This window comes from Terrisporobacter glycolicus ATCC 14880 = DSM 1288 (assembly GCF_036812735.1).
GTDB classification, from domain to species: Bacteria; Bacillota; Clostridia; order Peptostreptococcales; family Peptostreptococcaceae; genus Terrisporobacter; species Terrisporobacter glycolicus.
Window position 1 is genome coordinate 3,737,706 of sequence record NZ_CP117523.1, and the last position, 21,555, is coordinate 3,759,260.

16 protein-coding genes are annotated in these 21,555 nt (G+C 29.7%); 2 read left to right on the plus strand and 14 right to left on the minus strand.

Annotation, left to right across the window (positions count from 1 at the left end; genetic code table 11):
* Positions 1-9: 9 nt before the first annotated feature.
* From TEGL_RS18215 to TEGL_RS18250, 8 genes are all read right to left on the minus strand, one after another.
* A complete protein-coding gene (locus TEGL_RS18215; protein ID WP_018592063.1) occupies positions 10-684 on the minus strand; it encodes a methylenetetrahydrofolate reductase C-terminal domain-containing protein in 675 nt (224 codons plus the stop codon).
* Between the two features lie 48 nt (positions 685-732).
* Positions 733-1,590: a bifunctional 5,10-methylenetetrahydrofolate dehydrogenase/5,10-methenyltetrahydrofolate cyclohydrolase gene (locus TEGL_RS18220; RefSeq protein WP_018592062.1), complete on the minus strand. Its 858-nt coding sequence runs from the start codon at positions 1,588-1,590 to the stop codon at positions 733-735.
* Positions 1,591-1,757: 167 nt separating this feature from the next.
* Positions 1,758-2,390 (minus strand): cyclodeaminase/cyclohydrolase family protein, encoded by a 633-nt coding sequence (locus tag TEGL_RS18225; RefSeq protein WP_018592061.1) that lies wholly within the window; start codon positions 2,388-2,390, stop codon positions 1,758-1,760.
* 119 nt (positions 2,391-2,509) lie between these two features.
* A complete protein-coding gene (locus TEGL_RS18230) occupies positions 2,510-4,186 on the minus strand; it encodes a formate--tetrahydrofolate ligase (protein ID WP_018592060.1) in 1,677 nt (558 codons plus the stop codon).
* Positions 4,187-4,271: 85 nt separating this feature from the next.
* A complete protein-coding gene (locus tag TEGL_RS18235; RefSeq protein ID WP_018592059.1) occupies positions 4,272-5,057 on the minus strand; it encodes an AAA family ATPase in 786 nt (261 codons plus the stop codon).
* A gap of 146 nt (positions 5,058-5,203) precedes the next feature.
* Positions 5,204-7,165 carry an anaerobic carbon-monoxide dehydrogenase catalytic subunit gene (gene cooS, locus TEGL_RS18240; RefSeq protein ID WP_018592058.1) on the minus strand — a complete coding sequence of 654 codons (1,962 nt, stop codon included), beginning with the start codon at positions 7,163-7,165 and terminating at the stop codon, positions 5,204-5,206.
* 539 nt (positions 7,166-7,704) lie between these two features.
* Complete coding sequence (locus tag TEGL_RS18245; protein WP_018592057.1) at positions 7,705-8,853, minus strand: tetratricopeptide repeat protein; 1,149 nt, start codon at positions 8,851-8,853, stop codon at positions 7,705-7,707.
* Positions 8,843-10,615 (minus strand): B12-binding domain-containing radical SAM protein, encoded by a 1,773-nt coding sequence (locus tag TEGL_RS18250; protein WP_018592056.1) that lies wholly within the window; start codon positions 10,613-10,615, stop codon positions 8,843-8,845. The genes TEGL_RS18245 and TEGL_RS18250 overlap by 11 nt, the downstream gene beginning before the upstream one ends.
* Positions 10,616-10,737: 122 nt before the next feature.
* Here TEGL_RS18250 and TEGL_RS18255 point away from each other — a divergent pair, with 122 nt between their 5' ends.
* Entirely contained in the window at positions 10,738-10,938 is a 201-nt protein-coding gene (locus TEGL_RS18255; RefSeq protein WP_018592055.1) for a hypothetical protein, read from the plus strand.
* 3 nt (positions 10,939-10,941) lie between these two features.
* Here the strand turns inward: TEGL_RS18255 and TEGL_RS18260 are convergent, their stop codons facing one another.
* From TEGL_RS18260 to TEGL_RS18275, 4 genes are all read right to left on the minus strand, one after another.
* Positions 10,942-11,871, minus strand: coding sequence for a hypothetical protein (locus TEGL_RS18260; RefSeq protein WP_018592054.1), 930 nt, complete (start codon positions 11,869-11,871; stop codon positions 10,942-10,944).
* 203 nt (positions 11,872-12,074) lie between these two features.
* Positions 12,075-13,775, minus strand: a complete 1,701-nt coding sequence (argS, locus tag TEGL_RS18265; protein WP_018592053.1) for an arginine--tRNA ligase — start codon at positions 13,773-13,775, stop codon at positions 12,075-12,077.
* Between the two features lie 92 nt (positions 13,776-13,867).
* Positions 13,868-14,311 (minus strand): DUF523 domain-containing protein, encoded by a 444-nt coding sequence (locus TEGL_RS18270; RefSeq protein WP_026255180.1) that lies wholly within the window; start codon positions 14,309-14,311, stop codon positions 13,868-13,870.
* Between the two features lie 24 nt (positions 14,312-14,335).
* Positions 14,336-16,714 (minus strand): endonuclease MutS2, encoded by a 2,379-nt coding sequence (locus TEGL_RS18275; protein WP_018592051.1) that lies wholly within the window; start codon positions 16,712-16,714, stop codon positions 14,336-14,338.
* 227 nt (positions 16,715-16,941) lie between these two features.
* Between TEGL_RS18275 and TEGL_RS18280 the strand changes: the two genes are divergently transcribed.
* On the plus strand, positions 16,942-18,393 hold the full coding sequence (locus TEGL_RS18280) for an aminoacyl-histidine dipeptidase (protein WP_018592050.1): 1,452 nt from the start codon (positions 16,942-16,944) through the stop codon (positions 18,391-18,393).
* 69 nt (positions 18,394-18,462) lie between these two features.
* On the opposite strand, the gene TEGL_RS18285 is transcribed toward TEGL_RS18280, so the two are convergent.
* Both TEGL_RS18285 and zapA read right to left on the minus strand, forming a co-directional pair.
* Positions 18,463-20,874 carry a DUF3656 domain-containing U32 family peptidase gene (locus tag TEGL_RS18285; RefSeq protein ID WP_018592049.1) on the minus strand — a complete coding sequence of 804 codons (2,412 nt, stop codon included), beginning with the start codon at positions 20,872-20,874 and terminating at the stop codon, positions 18,463-18,465.
* A gap of 74 nt (positions 20,875-20,948) precedes the next feature.
* Positions 20,949-21,545 carry a cell division protein ZapA gene (zapA, locus tag TEGL_RS18290; RefSeq protein ID WP_018592048.1) on the minus strand — a complete coding sequence of 199 codons (597 nt, stop codon included), beginning with the start codon at positions 21,543-21,545 and terminating at the stop codon, positions 20,949-20,951.
* Between the last annotated feature and the right edge of the window lie 10 nt (positions 21,546-21,555).

Consider the following 21,555-nt stretch of genomic DNA (forward strand, 5'->3'; position numbering starts at 1 on the left):
ACCTAACTTTTAAGCTTCAGCTTCAGCTTTTCTATTTGCGTTGTGTCTTCTTGGATTTAATTGTTTAGAATAATCTTTTGGAGCTCTTACTTCTAATAAATTGTCTAGTTGATTTAAATCTCTAAGTCTTTCATAGATTTTTACCCATGCACAATCATTGTCTGGATCAACTTCACATTTACCATTTTTAGCTCCACCACACGCACCATTTATTAAGCCTTTGGCACACATAGTAACTGGACAAATTCCTCCAGTCCAACCAAGTTCACATTCTCCACATGCTTTACATGCTTCTTCAAATTGACCAACTCTCTCAACTTCACCTATAAATAAAGTATTATTAGCTGGGTAAACAGGAATATTTTGTTTTTTAGTATTTTTTACAATAGTTTGAGTTCCATCTCCACATGCTAACGATAATATTGCATCAGCATCTTTTAACTCATTTTTTAATAATTTGAATTCTTTTTTACCTAGTAACAAGTTACAAGCCGTATCTGGAAGAAGATATCCTAATACTTCTTTTCCTTCAGCTTCTAATAAAGCTTTCATTTCTTGTATTTCAGGTTCACCACCAGTTTTACTAGCAGCTGCACATTGGTTACATCCTACTAATATAACCTTTTTAGCGTCTTTTAAAAATCCTAGTATTTCAGCCATTGGTTTTCTATCAGATATTACCATAGATATTTTCCCCCCAAAGTTTTCTATTTCAAATACATTTGTGTCTAATTACTTGTTGTTTTGTTGTTTACATGCTTTTATCACATGTTTAGCAAGTATAGAAGTTGTTACTGAGCCAACACCTGCTGGAACTGGAGTTACCATTGATGCTTTTTCCACAACATCATCAGTATCAACATCTCCGCAAATTCCTCCACCTTCAGGTTTAGCATTTATACCAACATCTATTACAACTGCACCTTCTTTAACATAATCAGATTTAACCATTCTCGCTCTACCAACACCTGCAACTAATACATCTGCATTAGCACAAACCTTTGGCAAATCTTTAGTTTTTGAATGGCAAATTGTAACTGTAGCGTTTTCACCTAGTAGTAACATCGATACTGGTTTACCAACTACCATTGATCTCCCTAGTACAACCACATTAGCCCCTTTTAGTGGTACATTATAATGTTTTAATATTTCAACCACTGCTGTTGGAGTACATGGAGGGAATCCAGTTTTGTCTCCTTCCATAAGTTTTGCAGTATTCATTGGACTAAAGCAATCAACGTCTTTTTCTGGTGCTATAACATTTTTTATTACTTCTTCATCTATACCTTCTGGTAATGGTCTAAAAGTTAATATTCCATGTACTGAAGTATCCTTATTTAACTTTTCTAATGTTTCTATATATTTTTCTTGAGTTGTTCCATCTGGTAACTCAGTAACCTCTGCTGTAATTCCTATTGTTTCACATTTTTTAAGAGCACCCTTTTCATATGAAAGGTCGTTAGGCTTAGCACCAACTCTTAAAATAGCTAATTTAGGTTGTATACCATCTTTAACTAAAGCTTCACATTCACCTTTTAATACTCCGCTAAGTGCATCTCCAACTGGTTTACCTTTAATTATTTCTCCCACTCTACTTTTCCTCCCACATTTTTAAAGATTATTTTCCGTATTGTCATTAATTAAATTATATATTTATCTTATTATCTTCGCTTTTATATAAATAATTTTGTATAAAAATATATTATAATTTTAAAGTTATAATATATTTTTATATTATTAGTTTAACTTCAAAATCCTTATCCTAAAGCAACTAATACTTTTTCATATACTTCATCACAAATTTTAACTCCATCTTGAACTAATTGATTACATTCTTTTTCTATTTTCCCTGCATATTCCCTGTCCTTCATTGAATTAACATTAATTATTACATTCAATTGGCCTGATAATATGGCAGCTCTTAAGCATTGAACTCCGCATCCAACATCGCTTATGGCAAGTTTAGAACCTTTATCAACAAGTTCTTCATGCAGTTTTATAGAATCGAAGCATAATCTTACTATATTCATAGGTACTTCACATGCAACTTTTAAACATTTTTCCATTGTTTCAGATTTATATTGCTTTTCTTCTTCAGTAGAAGTTGGAAGACCATATGCTTTTGATAATGGGTAAAATCCTTCTGCATCTTTATCTATCATAGATAAAAGCTCTTCTTCTAATTTTGCTGCTTTAGCTAGTATCTCTTGAATAGTTTCTTCATACTGAGCATACTTTTTCTTTCCAGTAGTTAAATTGCAAACCATACTTCCTAAAGCCATACCTATTGCTCCAGCAAGTGCAGCAGCTCCTCCGCCTCCTGGTACAGCAGATTTCGAAGCTAATACTTCAATAAAATCTACACAACTTTTTTGTGCTATTTTTTCCATAAAGATTTATGCCTCCTTAAATTATTCAAGGTTAATTGTAGGGTAGTGCACAAAATAGTATTGTGCACTACTTCTTTAGTGTTTATATATTTAAAGATTAATTTTTTAATTTTAAAGTTCTAGAATAATCCTGAAATTACTCCATTTTCATCAACATCTATTCTTTCAGCAGCTGGACGTTTTGGAAGTCCTGGCATCTTCATTATTTCTCCAGTAAGAGCAACAACGAATCCTGCTCCAGCAGAAACAGTTACTTGTCTAACTGTAATTTTAAATCCAGTAGGTCTGCCTAATACATTAAGATCATCAGTTAAAGAATATTGAGTTTTAGCCATGCATACTGGCATATTCCCAAATCCTAAACCTTCTAATCTAGTTAATTCTTTTTTAGCTTGAGGAGTAAAGTTAACTCCATCAGCACCATATATCTTAGTAGCTATTGCTTCTATTTTTTCTACTAATGTTAAATCATCTTCGTAGCAGAATTGGAAGTCATTTTCTTGTTCGCAAAGTCTTAATACTTCCTCTGCAAGTTCAACTCCACCTTCTCCACCTTTAGCCCATACTTGAGATAAAGCAACGTTAACGCCTAATTCTTTACATTTAGTTCTAACTAATTCAACTTCAGCTTGAGTATCAGTTGGGAATTCGTTTATAGCAACAACTGCTGGTAATTTATAAACTTGAGTTATATTTTCAACATGTTTTAATAAGTTTGGAAGACCAGCTTCTAGAGCTTCTAAGTTTTCATTATTTAATTGATCTTTTGGAACTCCACCATTATATTTAAGCGCTCTAACTGTAGCAACTATTATAACAGCACTTGGTTTTAAGTTAGCCATTCTACATTTTATATCTAAGAATTTTTCAGCTCCAAGGTCAGCACCGAATCCTCCCTCAGTAACAACGTAGTCTGCAAAGTGCATAGCCATTCTAGTAGCTATAACAGAGTTACATCCATGAGCTATATTAGCAAATGGTCCACCATGTACAAAAGCAGGCGTTCCCTCTAAAGTTTGAACTAAGTTTGGTTTCAAAGCATCTTTTAATAATGCAGCCATAGCTCCATTAGCTTTTAATTGTTCAGCAGTTACTGGTTGACCTTCAAAGTTATAACCAACAACTATTCTACCTAATCTAGCTTTTAAGTCCATAATATCACTTGCCAAACAGAAAGCTGCCATTACTTCTGAAGCAACTGTTATATCAAATCCGTCTTCTCTTGCAACACCATCAGCTCTAGATCCTAATCCATCAACTACGTTTCTTAATTGTCTATCATTCATGTCTACGCATCTTCTCCAAGTAATAGTTCTAGAATCAATTCCTAGTTCATTTCCTTGATGAATATGGTTATCTAATATTGCAGCTAATAAGTTGTTAGCTGCACCTATAGCATGGAAATCACCAGTAAAGTGTAAGTTTATGTCTTCCATTGGAACAACTTGAGCGTATCCACCACCTGCTGCCCCACCTTTAATACCAAATACTGGCCCTAAAGAAGGTTCTCTTAATGCAACAAGTACATTTTTTCCTAATTTGTTTAATCCATCAGCAACACCTATAGTAGTAGTTGTTTTTCCTTCCCCCGCTGGAGTAGGGTTTATAGCTGTAGTTAATATTAACTTAGCTTTTTTACCACCATTGTCTTGTTTTAATAGATTGTAATCTACTTTAGCTTTGTACTTGCCATATAACTCCAAGTCATCCTCTGTTAAACCTAATTTTTTACCTATTTCTCTAATATCTAGAGGTTTTGCCTCTTGAGCAATTTCAATATCTGATTTGAATCCCATAACTATTCCTCCCACAGTTTTTATAATAAGCAGTAAAAGTATTTTTTTATGTACTATTACTGTTTTAATCTCACTTTATTAATTTTTAACTGTTCTGATTTTTTATCTCAACTAGTCTATTTTTAATAGCTTTTATCTCATTTCTAGTTGCTTCACTTATATCGTAAGGAGATTGGTTTGCTCTATCTGAATCAATTACTTGTTGATTATAATGAATAAATCCTAAAGCTTCTCCATCTTCAAGATTACCCTTTATAAACTCAATATCTTGATTATCTCTCATTTTATTTCCAACTACATATACTTTTTTAACACCTATATCATTACCAAGTTTTTTAACTTTTCTATAGGTTTGTAAGCTTCTTTCACCAGGTTCAACTACCACTATAAATGCATCAACACCTTGAGCAGTACCTCTTCCTAAATGCTCAATTCCTGCCTCCATATCCATTACAACAACATCATTGTTTTGTAATATTAGATGTGAGCATAATCTTTTTAATAGGACATGCTCTGGACATACACATCCAGATCCTCCTGTATCAACAGTACCTAATGTTAACAGTCCTACTCCATTATGTTCTTTACAATACTTTTCTGGAATATCATCTACTTTTGGATTTAGTTTAAACATTTTATTAAAAGTACCTTGGCTAGTAGCAGTTCTTTCTGATACTAAGTTTTTCATTTCAGATATTGGTACAATTGATTCATAAACATCCTTTGGAAAACCTAATGCTAAAGCTAGATTGGCATCTGGATCTGCATCAACAGCTACAACTCTAAAACCTTCATCTGCAAACATTCTTGCTATCATTGAGGAGAAAGTTGTTTTACCTACTCCACCTTTTCCTGTTATTGCTATTTTCATATTCTCCCTCATCTCCCGTCCTTAGTGTATTGTCTTAAATTTAATAAAAAGCTAATTTTTATGTAAATATATATACAGTTAGTTTATTGTTAATTTAATATTAACAATAAACTAACTTTTATTAACTTAATTTTCTAGATTATTTATTATTCAGCAGTCACTTCTGCTAATCTTTTATTTAAAATTCTTTCTTGATATAAAGTTTCAAATGCTGGACGCTTAGATTCTATATCATCCATTATCATTTTAGCTAATTCTACTGGATCTTCGTTAACATAGAAGCAAGCTCCTACTTGATCTTTTAATCCTCCACATAATAATTCAACAGCTCTAGAAGAACCTGTAACTGGTGGCATAACACCTAAGAAAGTATCTATACCAGAAGATACAACATAAGTACCTATTGCTACAGCTTTTTCTGACATCCACTCTGGAGCACATCCAGCAACTGGTAAGTCAGATATATCCATATCACAAGCATTAGCTACTAATGAACAAACATTCAGTATACGAGAGTTATCAACACAAGATCCTAAATGTATTACAGGAGGTATATCAACTAATTCACAAACCGTTGCTAAACCTTTTCCTGCATATTTAGGAGCATTTTCTTTTAGCATTAAACCATTCTTACAAGCTGCAGAAGCTCCACATCCTGTAGTTACTACTAAGAAATCATTTTTAATTAATTCTTTTATTATAGTTAAATGGTTATAGTTAGATGGAGTTTTAGCATTGTTACATCCAACAACACCTACAACCCCTCTTATTACTCCAGATGCAAGAACATCTACTAATGGTTTTAATGTATCCATTTCATCTATTTGTGTATTAACAACATTATTTAATTGTCCTACTATAGCTTCTTCAGCATATCCAACCATACCTTCTGATTTTAAATCTGGAACTAAAACTTTAGATGCATCTCTATTTTTAAAGTTCATTATAGCTTCTCTTACTATTGTTTTAGCATCTTCCATAGCTGTATCTTCATGGAATTCCATATGTGTAGCACCAGTTATTCTAGCTTTTGGAGATGTAGTTATAAATTTAGTATGATAATGGCTAGATAATTCAGGTAAAGCTGGGAATATACACTGAACGTCAACTATCATAGCTTCAACAGCACCAGTTATTATAGCTAATTCTTGCTGATGGAAGTCACCAGCTATTTTAACACCATGTCTCATTGTTAATTCATTACCTGTACAACATATTCCAGATAATGTTATTCCATCAGCTCCAACTTCTTTAGCTAATTCTTGCATTTCTGGTAATTCAGAAGCTGCAACTATCATTTCTGATAATGTTGGCTCATGTCCATGTAATATTATGTTTACATTGTTTCCTGCTAATACATTTAAGTTAGCTTCAGTATGAACTGGCTTTGGAGTTCCAAATAATATATCGGAAATCATTGTACCTATCATAGATCCTGCCCAACCATCTGCCATTGAACATCTCATTGACATATGTATTAGGGAATCTAAGTCAGCTGTACATCCTATATGAGTTGAATGCATCACTGTAGCTATTTCTCTATCTATAGCCCTTGGCTCTATTCCTAATTTATTCCATAATTCTTGTCTTACTTTTGGAGCTCTTTTTAATAATTTTGATACACCAAATGGTTTACCAAATTCCATTAAACATACTTCAGCTACTTCATGAGCCAATTCATATATATCTTTACCTTCAGGATCAACATCCATAAATTTAGCGAACTCTATTAATTTTTGAGGTTCTTTAACTTGATAGTCTCCACCAGGGCAAGTCAATGCTAATGTATGAGTTATATCTCTAGCATGATCTGAATGGGCAGCAGTACCAGCAGCAACCATTCTAGCAAAGTTTCTACCAACTATAGTATGCTCGTCAGCTCCACAAAGCCCCCTTGGAGTTTTTGCACTTATTCTACATGGTCCCATACCACAGTTTCTACAACATACACCTTGAAGACCAAAACCACATTGAACTTTGTATCCTAACTTTCTTTTATACATAGTTTCAACGCCATCTTTTTCTGCCTTCTCTAACATTACCTTACTGTTTAAGTCTATTGTCATGTTTTGCATTTGCTCAAGAACGTTAATATCTTTTTTTTCCATATTCTTTTTCCCCTCTTTGTAATTTTTTAACCCTATTTTTTGAAACAACAAAAAGATGCCTTAAGTATATATTTCAATATATTTTAAAAAATATATGATAAACAAAATCATTAGGGAACTATCCTATTGATTTAAAAAAATTAATTTTTTCACAAGCATAGATATAATTTGTTATATTCACATAACATTAAACGCACAACTATCTACTGCTTTTATGCAATTTTAAAAAGATCGTTCCTTCTATATTAATTATTGGAAATTATTTTGTCGATGGAAATTTAGATTAGAATATAATATTAGATTTGTCACAATTTATTTTCCATTTTTTTCATTTAGTCGCTTTAATTAGATTATATATTAATTTACTTGAATTGTATACCGATTTGCATTTTAAAAATAGCATTTATAATCATTCTTTTTTTAATTTCCTTTATAGAATAATGATTTTTTTCTTTCATAAATATCATTTGTCTACAAAAAACCATAGTATGAGATAATTAACCTCTAACTATGGTTTTCATTGTAAAATTTATAATTTTTTAATTAACTCTGTAATTCTCTAGCTCTCTCATACAAGAAATTGTTATTTCATCTTCAGGATTCAATTCATAAGCTCTTTCTATATAATAAATGGCATCATCAATATCTCCTGTATTTAAATATGCCATTCCTAAATTACAAAGAATTTCAGGATCTTCTTTTATTTTTGCTGCTTGCTCTAATAGTTCAACAGCTCTATCCATATTTAATGATGAAGCTTCACACAAAGCAAGTTCAACTAAAGTATCTACTTGTTTAGGTCTTATCATTAATATTTTTTCAAAATAAAGCATGGCTTTATCTATTTCGCCCATATTTTTATAAGCTATACCAATTATAAATAATAAGTTCCACCAGTCATTGTATTCTTCTTCCAATGGTAATAATTTTTCAAGACCTTCTTCAAATTTTCCTTGGAATACTAAAGAATATCCTTCTTCATATTGAACTTTATAATCCATCTTCCCTAGGTTTTCTTGTATTTCTGCTATTATGTCTTCATCTAAACCTAGCGTCATTGCTTCTTCCCATATTACTTTAGATTTAATATATTGGCTTTGATTATAATAATGATATCCTAAGTGATAATATGCTAAGGCAAAGTTTTCATCCATTTTAATTATTTCTTCAAGTTTTTCTCCAGCCTCTAATAAAAATGCATTCATTGCATTTGCGTCACCGTCTTTTTGATAAGTCGTTGCAACCTCTTGACAAACAATAGCATAATTATAAAGACCTTCTATATCATTAGGATATAATGTAATTAATCCTTTGATATAAATTAATGCATCTGTATATTCGCCAAGTTCAAAGTATTTTCTAGACATATATCCAGCATAAGGCCTTACTTCAAAGTTTACTTTCTTCTCAAGGGCGCTTAAGAATTTTTTATACTCTGAATTATATTTAAACTCTGGATCAATGCCTATTATATATATCATTGCATCTGCTATAGACATTGAATTTAGTCCCTCTTGTGCTGTCTTTTCTTTTATTCCTTTAACAAGAACATCATTTTTTATAGGTACATTTAAGCCTTCTTTTGGTATTTCATATCCATCTAAATGAAAATCTCCATCTTTTTTTACAGTTATAAATGCAAGTTCTTCAGTTTTTCTAAGTAAATATTTATCTATTTTAAACTTCATCTTCTTCTCCTATCTTTACAGTATAAGTTTTTGACTTATCAAATACTTTATTAGTATTATAGTCAAATAATATTACAGTTTCTTCCCTTTTTAATTTTACACTAATATCTTCTTTTAATCTTAAAATATCATATTTAAATGGTTCAAAATGAATATATTTTAAAATATATTTTGTTGGTGTATTTGCAAATTGTGGTAAGTATTCTTTAAGATTATCTACATTATGCAGGAAATCATGACACTTACTTTTAAAATTATTTATTTCTATTTTGTTGAAAATAGGTGGAACTGTTGATATTTTACCTAAGGATAAATAGTCATATTTTAATACCTCACTAAATAAATCATTATCTTTATTTATTTTCTCATTATAGAAATCTAACAATATTTTATATAACTGATTTTTTCCTTGGGCCATATGGAAGTATCCCATTTCTTCAAAATATGTTGAAAATTCTTCAAAGAATTTAAATGGACTTTCACTATAATAATTTTTAATTATATATTCTAAAGACAATGGGAAGTTATTAGAATTATAATAAGTTTCTAATATTTCTTCTATATCTTTTATTTTTAATATTTCATCATAACTTATAAAATCATTGTATAAAACTTCGTATGGAGCATAATCTTTAAATTTGTATCCATATTTCACTGAATTATATCTCATACCTGTTCCTTTAATCATCTTTAAGAAACCAAGTTGTAATTGTTCTATTTCTAAATTAAATACATCATTGAAAGACTCTTGAAATCTTTCATAACCTTCATAAGGAAGACCCGCTATTAAATCTAAATGTTGATGTATATTTCTAAATGATTTTATGGTCTTTACAACATAAGATAATTTTTCAAAATCATCTCTTCTTCCTACTGCATCTAAAGTTTTTTGATTAGTACTTTGTACGCCTATTTCAAATTGGAATAGACCTTCTTTACAATTTTTTAGAAAGTTAAGCATATCATCATCTAGTAAATGTGCTGTAACCTCAAAATGATATGTTGTATAACCATTATCATTTTCCATTAGAAAATTCATTATCTCCTTAGCAAATTTCTTATTTGCATTAAAAGTTCTATCTATAAATTTTATTTGAGATACTTTTGCATCTATAAGATTTTTTAAATCTCTTTTTACTCTATCAATACTAAAATATCTAAGACCTTTTATTGCTGATGATAAACAGTACTGGCAGTTGAATGGACATCCCCTAGATGTCTCATAATAAACTATTCTATTTTCATATTCTTTTATATCCAAATTATCATAAGGACTTGGTATTTCATCTAAGTTTTGTAGCAATTCCATTTCTTCACTTACTACAATGTTTCCGTCTTTTCTATATACAATACCTTTTACATCTTCTATATTTTTCTTACCTAAAAAATGTTGAACTAAATCTCTAAATACTAACTCACCCTCACCACATAATATATAATCTAAAAACTTATATTCTTCCATAGCATTTTCACTATCATAAGTAACTTCTGGCCCACCTAAACCTATTTTAATCTCTGGTTTAACTTTCTTCAAGTTGTCACATAATTTTACTATGTCATAAATATTCCATATATATGTTGAAAAGAATACTACATCATAATTATTCTTGTATATATCTTTTAAAATATAGTCTAGTTGATTGTTAATTGTATATTCTCTAATATCCACATCAACTAAATCTTTTACACTTTCTTTTAAGTATCTTATTGCCAAATTCGTATGAATAAACTTAGAATTTAGCGTAGTTAATAATATTTTCAAATATTTCACTCCTTTTTAAATTTATACTATGTTTTTATATGGTTTTTAAGTTAAAATAATATAGTAAGGTAATTTTTACAAAAATATACTAAAATCAACAATTTAGAAAGGATGTATTTATTATGGAATCTATTGATCAAGTATCTATAAATGATTTATCAAAAAGGGATTTATTATTATTGATCAAAGCTCTTGAGTTTACTGGGGAGAATACTAAACTTGATGAATTCATAAATCTCAAAAACAATATTGTTAAAGAATTATGTTTTTTAACTGAAACTACTGAACAAGAATTTATTAGCTATTTAGAAAAAAATAGTTAATTCTTATGCTTTTTTAAATTTAAAATTATATTCACCTGATTTTGATTTGACTTTTACGTGAAGAACATTGTCTCTTAATTCTTTTGATGCAATATTTATCTTGTTTAATATAGCATCTGAGACAATCTCTCCTTCATTGTATTTAATTAAATTTCTCGGGTCTGAATTTAAATCATAAGTTTTTTTGTTAATTACATACTTCCTTAATTTTATTATGTAATGAGACATTTGCTCAATAAAATCTATATTATCCATATTTAAATTTGATTCTTCTCCCAGTATTGATAATATAGATTTTTTTATGCTTAAAATTCCTATATTGTTTACATTTCTTTCTTCTATATAAATATCATATATAACATTTAATAAATTTTTAATTATTTTTCCGTCATCGTAACCGTCTACTTTTAAATCTATATAGTTATCAATTAATTGTATAGCATTAATTCTAGCCATTTGAAATTTTACCATATTTAGTTTTTCTAATTCAATGGAAAATCCTATAATTCTTTCCTTTAATAATTGCAATAATGCACCATACTCTATATTTTTGTTGTCTAAAATATAATGTATTGATGCATTGTACATAAGAGCACCTATGATATATTCAAATAAATTATCATCTTTTTTAAAATATTTAACATACTTTTGAATTAAACTTATCACTTCATCTTCTGACTTTTGAATATTAGTATTTGCAAGTATTAATGGTAGTAGAATGTTTAGTATATCATCATAAGATGGTTTTATACCATAAAAATTATAATATCTTAGTTCATCTTTTAATCTATTATTATCTATGTATACATATCTTTGAATTTTATCGTCAATTAAACACTTAGTATTAAGGATAATTAAATCCGTTAACCCTTTTTCCTCATCATTAATGTTAAAAGAATTTAGATAAGAATTTCTTATTAAATTTTCCTTCATAAATTAACTCCCTTATAAGTCTTTTACCTAATATTTTTATCAATTTTATTACCTTGTATTCATATACCCATAATCATGATTTTTTAAGAATTAAAAATAGCAGCTAAAAGCTGCCATTTTTAATTCTTACTTCTTCTATTGAACAACGATATATATTCAATGAAGCAAAGATATATGGTTGACCACACGAACAAAGTGAGTTTTTACATTCTTTCTGGTGCATGCATTCCTAATATTGCTAATCCATTTTCTAATGTTTGTCTTGTTGCAGCAACTAAAGCAAGTCTTGCTTTTCTTATTTCTGCATTTTCAACTATTATTGGATTATCATGATAGAATTTATTGAAGGCTTGAGCTAAATCTAGTACAAATCTTGTTACTATATGTGGCTCATTTCTTCTCATTGCAGACACTATTGCCTTATTAAATGATCCAATTACTTTTAATACCTCTGCAGCATCTCCATCTGATAATAATTCATAATTTACATCTGAAGTTACTTCTTCGTTGGCTTTTCTTAAAACTGCACAACATCTAGCATGCGTATATTGAACATAAGGTCCAGTTTCTCCTTCGAAACTTAAAGTTCTTTCCCATGAGAATGTATAGTCTTTTATTCTACTGTTTGATAATTCTTGGAATACAACAGCTCCAACACCAACTTGTTTAGCTATTTCATCTACATTCTTAGCATCTGGATTTTTAGCAAGAACAGTTTCCTTTGTTTTTTCTACAGCTTGTTTTAAAACGTCCTCTAAGAATACTACTCTACCTTTTCTTGTAGACATAGTTCCTTCTTCTAAAGCAACCATACCAAATGGTACGTGAATTAAATCTTTTGACCATTCAAATCCCATAAGTTCTAATACTTTAAATAACTGTTGGAAATGTAGAGCCTGTTGAGAACCAACTACATATATACATTTTTCAAAATCATAAGTATTTTTTCTATATATTGCTGCTGCTAAATCCCTTGTCATATATAAAGTTGAACCATCATTCTTAGTTATAAGAGCTGGCGGCATATTGTGTTCTTCTAAATCAACAATATTTGTACCTTGAGATTCTTTTAATAATCCTTTTGATTTTATTTGATCTATAACCGCATCCATTTTATCTGAATAGAAAGATTCACCTGCATAAGAATCAAATTCTATATCTAACAAATCGTAAACTCTAGCAAATTCTTTTAAACTTTCATCTCTAAACCATTGCCATAATGCTTTAGCCTCTTCGTCACCATTTTCTAATTTTGTAAACCAAGCTCTAGCTTCATCTTCCATTTCTGGTTTCTTTTCAGCTTCATCATGGAATTGTATGTACAATTTTAATAACTCTGGTATTGGATTAGCTTCTACAGCTTCTTTATTACCCCAAAGTTTGAAAGCAACTATAAGTTTCCCAAATTGAGTTCCGTAATCTCCTAAGTGATTCACTCTTACCACATTATATCCTTGAGAATTGTATATTTTATATAGAGCATTGCCTATAACAGTAGTTCTTATATGTCCTATATGGAAAGGTTTAGCTATATTAGGAGATGAAAAATCTATTACTACAGCTTTTTCTCCGCCTAAGTCACTATGACCGTAATTTTCTTTTTTAGTTAAAACGTCTTTTATAACACTCTCAGCTAATTGAGATTTATTTACAAAGAAGTTTACATATCCACCAAGTGGCATTACTTTCGATATTTCACCCTTAGCTTCTATCTTTTCTGCTAGTTCAGTAGCTATCATGTTAGGAGCTTTTCTAAATACTTTAGCTAATTTAAAGCATGGAAATGCATAATCCCCCATATCTTTATTTGGTGGAACCTCAATTAGCGCTATTATTTCTTCCAGTGTTAAATCTTCAATTTTTTCCTTAAGGCAATTAGCTATTGCTATTTTAAAATCTTGCATTATTTTCTCCTCTCTACATCATTATTCTTCTATGTTAAATTAATTTCTACATTTTTTCAAGTTATTCCTATTGTTATATTTTCAAATATATATTATAATTCTTTTTCGCTAAAAACTTCTATATTATTTTCTTTAAATAAGGCTGCTGTAACACCAGTACCAGAAATTTTATTGCCTGTAAAAGTTCCATCATAAATTAAGTTACATCCACATGAGGGGCTACCTTCTTTAAGAAGAGCCTGTTTGCAATCGAACATTTTAGCAATTTTTAAACTTTCCTCTGCTCCCTTAATAAAATTTTCTGTTACATCCTTATATTCACAGCTTATTACCTTACTATTTCCACTTAAAACTTCTTTTCCACCTATCTTATCTATCTCCGATGGTTTTCTTGGTGTAGCTAATCCTCCTAGTTGTTCTGGGCAAATAATAACATATGGTTTATCTTTTAAAAATTTTTTTACTTTATTATTATCATTATTTCCACCATTATATTTACAATTTACTCCAACCAAGCATGCTGACACTATCATCAATTCAACCATCTCCTCAATTAATTATTATCTTATTTCAACAATAGTTACTCCCATTCCACCTTCACCATATTGTCCAGGTCTTTGAGATTTAACATGTTTGTTTTTCTTAAGTACATCTTGAAGACCTTTTTTAAGTACCCCTGTACCAACTCCGTGTATTATTGTAACTATTTCAAGACCTGCAACACAAGCATCGTCTAAGTATTTATCTACTTCAACAATAGCTTCTTCCAAGTTCATTCCTCTTAAGTCAACTTCACTCTTAACACTACCCGACTTAGAACTTATAATTCTTCTTGTTGATTTAGTTACTATTGATTTTTTCTCTTTCTGAGCTATTTGTAGTGCCTTAAATGGAAGAGTCATTTTCATTATACCCATTTGTACTACAGCTTCTTTTTTCTTCTTATCAACTGATACTACTGTACCTTCTTGATTTAAAGTAATAACTTTTACTTCATCTCCTGCTTTTAAATCCCTTATTTCTTTATTAGAAACTTTTGGAACTATCATGCTTTTTACAGAAGGTTGTAAGTTGCCCATAGAATCAGCAAGCTCTTTTCTTAAAGCTTCTATTTTCTTATTTTTTTCTTTAGAAGCCATTTCCATTTCCATATTTCTAAGTTCTTTTAGAATGTTATCTGCTTCTTCTTTAGCTTGTCTTGTTATACTAAAAGCTTCTGCCTTAGCTTTTTCCATCATTTTTTCTTTAGAAATAGATAATTTTTCAAGTTTTCTATCATATTCAGCTTTAACTTCTTCTATTTCTTTTTTAAGTTTTTCAGCCTCTTCTTTTTCTTGTTCAGCCTTTATTCTGTTCTTCTCCACATTTTGAAGTACGTCTTCAAGTTCTATATTATCTGTATTTATAAATTCTTTTGCTCTATCAATAATATCGTCTCTTAGACCTAATTTTCTTGATATTTCAAAAGCATTCGATTTACCTGGTACTCCAATTAATAATTTATAAGTAGGACTTAAGGTATTAACATCAAACTCAACAGCTGCATTTTCTACTCTATACTTTGTAAGGGCATAGTTTTTAAGTTCACTGTAGTGAGTAGTAGCTATACATTTCGCCCCTGCCATATTTACATCTTCTAGTATGGCTATTGCCAGAGCTGCACCTTCTACAGGATCTGTTCCTGCTCCAAGTTCATCAAATATTACTAGAGAGTCAGATGTTACTTCATTTAATATCCCTACTATTTTAGTCATATGAGATGAAAATGTAGATAAACTTTGTTCTATACTTTGTTCATCTCCAATGTCAGCAAAAATATTATCATATACACACATACTACTTCCATAATCCGCTGGTATGTGTAGACCACTTTGAGTCATTAATGCAAATAGTCCAATAGTTTTTATTGTAACTGTTTTACCACCTGTATTTGGTCCTGTTATTACTAATGTATCAAAGTCTTCTCCTAAATAAATATTATTAGGTACAACTTTATCTGCATCTAACAATGGATGACGTCCATTCTTTATATTAATATTTTTTTCTTCATTTAATATAGGTTCTATTGCTTTCATCGATAGAGATAATTTCCCTTTTGCAAAAGCAAAGTCAAGTTTCCCAAGTATAACTTGATTAGATAAGATATCTCCTGCAACTTCACCCACTAATTTTGTTAACTCTGCTAAAATTCTTTCTATTTCTTCTTGTTCATCTAATTTTAATTTTCTAAGTTCATTGTTCATTTCAACAATACTCATTGGCTCAATAAACAATGTAGCTCCAGATGAACTTTGGTCGTGTATTATACCTGAAACTTGCGATCTATACTCAGCCTTTACAGGTACAACAAATCTATCTCCTCTGACAGAAATAATTGCATCTTGTAAATATTTTTGATATGTAGTTGATGAAATTATTGAATTTAATTTAGATCTAATAGATTGATTTTTTTGTAATATTCCCCTTCTTATACTTCTTAAAGTAGGAGAGGCATTATCTGATATTTCAATTTCACTAATTATTGCATTATTAATTTCTTCTTCTATATCTCTATATACATATAAAGCATTTGACAAAGACTGTATTATTGGATAATTAAAATCCTCCTCTTCCCCTGGAGTTAAACTTCTTTTTAAATTTCTAGCTGCCCTTAGATTATCGCTTATTTTTAATAAACTTCCTGGGTCTAATACTGCTCCTATCTCAGCTCTTCTAACACTGTCTGATATATTTTGTATACCACCTAAGTTTACATGACCTCTTTTTATCAGAATTCCCTGTGCTTCACTAGTTTCTTCTAGCATATCTTTTACTTCTTTATAATTAGGTTTTGGTATTAATTGTTCAATATATTTTAAACCTAAAGAAGATGAGGCTTTTGTTGCTAATAAATCAATAATTTTATTGTATTCCAATACTTTCAATGATTTTTGATCCATACTTCCTCCTCTTTTTTATTTTTTTATGTAAATTTATCATATAATTTCTTTTTATGTAGTTTTTTTTTTTCGAAAATGTATTATACTACTAATAGGCTAAATAATATTATACATTAATATTTTATATTTTAACATATTATACATTTTTTATTTAGTATATCTAAGTTATTTAAATTATTAACTTAAAAATTAATTTTAATCTATTTAACAAGAAAGGAATTTTTATTATGACAAATGTATTAAAAGATTTAAATCCAACATTAGTTTTTAAATACTTTGAGGAAATATCTCAAGTACCTAGAGGTTCTGGAGATGAAGAAAGAATAAGTGAATTCTTAGTAAACTTCGCAAAAGAACTAAATTTAGAGGTAATTCAAGATGAGCATCTTAATGTAATTATTAGAAAGCCAGCTACTGCAGGATATGAAAATTGTCCAGGAGTGATATTACAAGGACATATGGACATGGTTTGTGAAAAAAATAAAGATGTTGACCATGATTTTGAAAAAGATCCAATAGATCTTAGAATAGTAGATGATATGATTTATGCAAACGGTACTACACTTGGAGCAGATAATGGTATAGCTGTTGCTATGAGTATGGCTGTTCTTGCATCTAATGATTTAGCTCACCCAGCTTTAGAAGTATTAGTTACTTCAAATGAGGAAGCTGGTATGACTGGAGCTAACGGACTAGATGGTAGTTTATTAAAAGGTAAATATATAATAAACTTAGATTCAGAAGAAGAAGGATTTTTATTAGTAAGTTGTGCTGGTGGAAACAGATCTTATGTTACATTACCACTTACATATAAAAACATAGAAGATAATAAGCAAGCATTTATGATCGAAGTAAAAGGTTTACTTGGTGGACATTCTGGTATGGATATAGTTAAACAAAGAGCTAACTCAAATGTAACTATGGGTAGAATATTAAATCTACTTGATGTTGATTTTGATTTAGTTGAAGTTAACGGTGGTTCTAAAAATAACGCTATCCCTCGTGAATGCGAAGCTATAGTTGCTGTAAACAAAGATCAAGCTGAAACTCTAAAAGCTAATGTTGCTAAAATAGAAGAAATATTAAAAAATGAATTTAAAACTACAGATCCAGGTTTAGAGGTTGTAGTAAAAGAAGCTACTGCTGACAAAGCTATAACTGATGAATGTAAAGCAAAAGCTATGTTATTACTTAACTTTATTCCAAATGGAATACAAACAGTTAGTAAAGATATAGAGGGATTAGTAGAAAGTTCTTCAAACTTAGGTATTGTAAAAACTGAAAATGATGTTATGTCATTTGAAAGTGCTGTAAGAAGTTCAGTTGCAACATTAAGAGAAAACTTAAATAACAAAACTAAAATGCTTTGTGATACTGTAAATGCTAATTTTGAAAATACTGATGGATATCCTGCTTGGGAATATGCAAAAGATTCTAAATTAGAAGGATTATGTGTAGACGTTTACGAAAAATTAGTTGGTAAAAAACCTGTTATAACTGCTATACATGCAGGTCTTGAGTGTGGTTTATTACTTGACAAAATGCCTGGTTGTGAAGCAATCTCTATGGGACCAGATATGTTTGAAGTTCATACTCCAAACGAGCATTTAAGTATACCTTCTGTTAAAAATGTTTACGAATTCTTACTTGCAGTATTAAAATCAATGAATCAATACTAAAATTTTCTTTATTGAAATAGAAAAAGTACTAAAGGGTTAATAATCCTTTAGTACTTTTTAGTTTATAAATTATTCTACTCCTTTGTAGAAATGTGCTGTTGTTATTCCTTCTTCGTCTAATTTTTTATATAATCTATTAGATTTATCTCCTAATCTAAAATTGTTATTAATAACCTCAATATAAGCCTCTAATACTTCTCTTATTTCACTTCTACTTTCTCCCGTAAAATCTAGCCTAAATATATTTACACCAATGTTGTTTAATTCTTCTAAATTGTCTAGGACACAAGTTGGTTTAGAATTATATATTGTAGTTCTGCAGAATATGTCTTGTGATAATCTATACTCTTCGCCTTTAAAATCTTTAAGTGCATATCTACTTTCACTGCATTCTTTACACCTTTTTTCTTTTTTGCAATTTCTGACTACAACTCCCATAGGACAATACTCACTTATCATCATTGGCGCAAATCCATAAACCACACTTTCAACATCTAAATCAGTATAAGTCAATGTTTCTTCAATCTCATTCATATTTAGTTCTTGCGAGATACAAACAGCTGTAGCTCCCTCTTCTTTGAAATGATTTATTGTTTCACTATTAAAGGAATTTAAATAATAATCTATACAGAAATTTTTATTTTTAAAGAAACCTATTGAACCTAGAGTTCCTATTTGAATACTTTCTTCATTTAAACCTTTAATTTTATTTAATCTATTATATTCTTTATTTCTAATAATTCTAGGTGCTGAGTAAATTACTTTTTTGTTGTTTTCTTTTCCTATTGTTATAGCATCTTCAAAAGTTGATACATCTTCATAATAAATAGCATCTATTTCAAAATTTATAACTTCTCTTAATTGTTCTAAGTTTTTAACTTTTACTCTTAATCTTTTATCTTTTACTCTAATAGATCTTTGTGGATTGTAACTTACTTTTTCATTTTTGCATTTTCTATCTTTTATCTCTATTCTTTCTTCACTTAACTTATCAATACACGCTCTTCTAATTTGATTAATTACACTAATTGGTAAGCTTATGCCTTCATCTAAATCTATTTTTAAATTTCTTAACTCATAAGGAGTATTACCTAGTTTTCTTAATTGAGTTTCTATTTTTTCTTCACTCATTGGTACTTTTAAAGCTTTTTCTATAACAAAATCACCAATAATTTCAACTTTATTACCTTTTAAATCTTTAAATTTAATTATAGGATTTTGTCCTAATTTTAAACTTATCTCTCCATCAATATAACTTTTTACAAGCTCTTTATCTTGTTTAAAAGTGCTTTGAACTCTATCCATTAATTGAGTATCAGAAGTTTTAAATATCATTTGGTTTCTTCTAGCTTCTCCTATAAAGTCTATCTCTATAGTTTCACCCTTGTAGCCAATATCAGTAATTTCCTTACCTTTTATGATCCTTCCAATAACTCCTCCACCTAAATTAATTCCATCACCTTTTTTTAGGTTCTCTTCTAAAGTTATTTTTAATCTCTTTGCTTTTTTGTTATAATCCACTACTTTTCCTATATACAAACCTTGGTTATTAGGTACCTGCGAATTCATAACATCTTTTCCCACATCTCCAAGTAAAAGACCTTTTGTGAACTTTCTATTAAATATAGTGTATAAGTCAGCCATTATATCATGAGATACATTTACTCTTTTACTTCTTAAATAATCGTCAACTGCATCTCTGTAACTTCCTATGACAGTTGCCACATACTCTGGCTTTTTCATTCTTCCTTCAATCTTAAGAGAATGTACTCCTGCATCAATAATTTGATTTACTTCTTCTATAGCATTTAAATCTCTTGTACTAAGTAAATAGTCGCCTTCTGAGGATACTTCTTCTCCTGTATTAATATCAATCATTGTATATCTTTGTCTACAAGGCTGAGCACATCTTCCTCTGTTGCCTGACCTATTTCCTATCATACTACTCATTAAACACTGACCAGAATAACAAACGCATAAAGCTCCATGAACAAATACTTCTATATCAACATTAGTATTGTCACAAATATGCTTGATTTCTTCCACATTTAATTCTCTTGCAAGTACTACTCTGTCAAAACCTACACCCTCTAAGTATTTTACATCTTCTAATGAGTGAGCAACCATCTGTGTACTAGCATGAAGTTCAAAATCTGGAAGAATCTTTTTAATTGTCATTGCTGCGCCTATATCTTGTAATATTAATGCATCTATATTTATGTCATATAAAAATTTTACATATTCAATAAAACCTTCAAGCTCATTTTGTTTTATAAGGGTATTTGTTGTAACAAACACTCTTACATCCCTAATATGTGCATATTTTACAGCTTCTTTTAACTCTTCTCTGTCAAAGTTATTTGCAGATGCTCTGGCACTAAAATCTTTACCTCCAAGATAAACTGCATTAGCTCCATTTTGTACAGCTGCCTTTAGCGATTCAAATGAGCCAACAGGAGCTAATAATTCAACATCTTTCATATTATACCTCCGCTCTTATATCAAAAGGGTGTTTCAAAAGTTAATAATCCTTTGAAACACCCCCTTTATTTTCTTTATAGAGCACCTTCTCTATTTTTCAACTGATTTTCTAGCTCTGCATATTTTAACTGATAATCATAAGTTTTATTTTGCCACTGAGATGCTATACTTTCTGCCGCTTCGGCTCTTTGTTTAGATTCCTCATTTTCTTCTTTTAAACTTTTAATTTCAGCCTTATATTTTTCTAATTCTAACTTCATTTCTTCAGTAGTTTTGCTTAGATTTTCTATTTTTTTATTTTTTTCTTTTATTTGTTCATCGAGCTCCTCTATTCGATAATCTTTTTCCATTATCTCTAGCTCTTTTTGGTCTAATTCGCCGGTAATTTTGTTAACTTCACTTTGAACTTCTTCATTTGGTTTACTCATACCTTCTTTTAATGATTCTAACTCATTGTGCAGTTCTTCATTTTCATGACAACAATCAAATAACTCATCAGCAATATTTAAACATGCAACTATAGTTGTAGTAAGGGAACTTAGTTTAGGGTTACCCTCTCTAACTTTATTCATTTCTCCGTCTACATACCTTGCCACATTCTTCATCTGTTCTGGATTTTTACCAACAATGTTGTATTCAGAACCTAAAATCCTCACAACTACCTTATTCATCTCACTAATC

What these genes read in the sequence shown, in the direction of transcription:
- TEGL_RS18215 (WP_018592063.1), bottom strand. Translation starts at nt 684, where the DNA reads ATGGTAATATCTGATAGAAAACCAATGGCTGAAATACTAGGATTTTTA.
- TEGL_RS18225 (WP_018592061.1), bottom strand. Translation starts at nt 2,390, where the DNA reads ATGGAAAAAATAGCACAAAAAAGTTGTGTAGATTTTATTGAAGTATTA.
- TEGL_RS18230 (WP_018592060.1), bottom strand. Translation starts at nt 4,186, where the DNA reads ATGGGATTCAAATCAGATATTGAAATTGCTCAAGAGGCAAAACCTCTA.
- TEGL_RS18235 (WP_018592059.1), bottom strand. Translation starts at nt 5,057, where the DNA reads ATGAAAATAGCAATAACAGGAAAAGGTGGAGTAGGTAAAACAACTTTC.
- cooS (WP_018592058.1), bottom strand. Translation starts at nt 7,165, where the DNA reads ATGGAAAAAAAAGATATTAACGTTCTTGAGCAAATGCAAAACATGACA.
- TEGL_RS18245 (WP_018592057.1), bottom strand. Translation starts at nt 8,853, where the DNA reads ATGAAGTTTAAAATAGATAAATATTTACTTAGAAAAACTGAAGAACTT.
- TEGL_RS18255 (WP_018592055.1), top strand. Translation starts at nt 10,738, where the DNA reads ATGGAATCTATTGATCAAGTATCTATAAATGATTTATCAAAAAGGGAT.
- TEGL_RS18260 (WP_018592054.1), bottom strand. Translation starts at nt 11,871, where the DNA reads ATGAAGGAAAATTTAATAAGAAATTCTTATCTAAATTCTTTTAACATT.
- argS (WP_018592053.1), bottom strand. Translation starts at nt 13,775, where the DNA reads ATGCAAGATTTTAAAATAGCAATAGCTAATTGCCTTAAGGAAAAAATT.
- TEGL_RS18275 (WP_018592051.1), bottom strand. Translation starts at nt 16,714, where the DNA reads ATGGATCAAAAATCATTGAAAGTATTGGAATACAATAAAATTATTGAT.
- TEGL_RS18280 (WP_018592050.1), top strand. Translation starts at nt 16,942, where the DNA reads ATGACAAATGTATTAAAAGATTTAAATCCAACATTAGTTTTTAAATAC.
- TEGL_RS18285 (WP_018592049.1), bottom strand. Translation starts at nt 20,874, where the DNA reads ATGAAAGATGTTGAATTATTAGCTCCTGTTGGCTCATTTGAATCGCTA.
- zapA (WP_018592048.1), bottom strand. Translation starts at nt 21,545, where the DNA reads ATGAATAAGGTAGTTGTGAGGATTTTAGGTTCTGAATACAACATTGTT.